The sequence below is a fragment of the uncultured Kiloniella sp. genome, assembly GCF_937128705.1.
Lineage (GTDB): Bacteria > Pseudomonadota > Alphaproteobacteria > Kiloniellales > Kiloniellaceae > Kiloniella.
The window spans coordinates 1-1,216 of record NZ_CAKZMP010000412.1 but is presented as its reverse complement, the minus strand read 5'-3'; the positions used below and the strand labels follow the sequence as shown (position 1 = coordinate 1,216).

The 1,216-nt window shown below is 50.7% G+C and carries 1 protein-coding gene and 2 pseudogenes; 1 reads left to right on the top strand and 2 read right to left on the bottom strand.

The genetic code is table 11. The features are described from left to right. A pseudogene (locus Q0241_RS21275) lies at positions 1-632 on the bottom strand (transposase); the annotation flags it as partial. 56 nt (positions 633-688) lie between these two features. Here Q0241_RS21275 and Q0241_RS21270 point away from each other — a divergent pair. Next, positions 689-811: pseudogene (locus Q0241_RS21270) on the top strand (ATP-binding protein); the annotation flags it as partial. Between the two features lie 56 nt (positions 812-867). On the opposite strand, the gene Q0241_RS21265 reads toward Q0241_RS21270, so the two are convergent. After that, positions 868-1,216 (bottom strand): hypothetical protein (locus tag Q0241_RS21265; protein WP_299381090.1); only part of this gene is annotated, 349 nt, incomplete at its 5' end.

Here is a 1,216-nt window from a genome sequence, read left to right as displayed (position 1 = left end):
ACACGTCTCACCCAGATCGCAGAGGTCGTCGTGCAGCTTGCGCCTCTCGGGACATTGCTTGCAATGCCCTGACGGCCAATGGATAGCCATAAATATTACCGCTTTCTTGCCAAGCTTCTTTGAGTAGCTGTGTCTGGCGTTCATCTTCCTGCGCACGATGGCTTAACGGGTTTTTAACCCATGCATAGAAACCGCTCGGATGCAGGCGTAGGCAGCGACACATCGCGCGAACCGAAAAGATCGGCCGATGCTCTGCCCCTCTCGGGATCATGCTGCGCATAACCCTGTCGGGCAGTGCATAAACGCGTACCTCACTTTGCATCCCTGGCGAAGTTCCCTCTCATTGATACTGCGTATCAACTGCCGGTCGGCGCGACGGTGGCCTTTTTTAGAATATCGCGTTCCTCAGAAACGCGGGCGAGTTCCTTCTTCAACCGCCTGATCTCAACGGCTTGTTCCGTAGTCTCGATAATCTGTTTGCGTGGCTGCGAAAACTGGGCCTTCCAAGTGTAAAGTGACTTGGTGCTGATCTCCAATCGCTCTGAAACTTCCGCGACTGAATATCCCCGATCCACAACCTGTGCGACCGCATCACGCTTGAACTCGTCCGTAAATCTAATCCCTGACATCACTGTCTCCTTGCTTCCAAAATTACCAAGCAAGGCGTCTACAAATCTAGGGGCTATTCATCGACCGGCTCACACACCGCTGCCACATCCTCGAAACCGGCAACGACAGCTACCGCTTCAAGGCCAGTTCAGAAGCTGCAAAGAAAACCACAAAGGAGGCCACCACATTGACCAAAGCGTAGCTATCGATACATAACTAAGAGCGGGTCAAATCTCGGTGAAAATACCGGGTCAGTTCTCAATGACATTCAACACTAAGCCCCTCTTTCTCGAAGAAAGCGAAGGGATTTCCCACTGTACTGACTGGTGCCTTCTCGAAGCGCGGGGAAAATCTTAACAACTCTTTTGAGCCAACGACGACCTTGCCGTCACTGAGCCAAAGATGAAGCTCATTTTTCGAGTGTTGGAAGTGATCTTGGACAAATTGACCGAAAGCAATGTGAAAGAAGTGAACAATTAGTTCGCTACCCCAAAGATCGGCTTCGATGCTCTTCAAGGCTTCGTGCCATACTGCCGGAGAGAAAGTCTTACAGTGTTTTATATCGTCTTGCAGGCGGCTAGTTATACCGTTTTTTAAGCCAAATTTG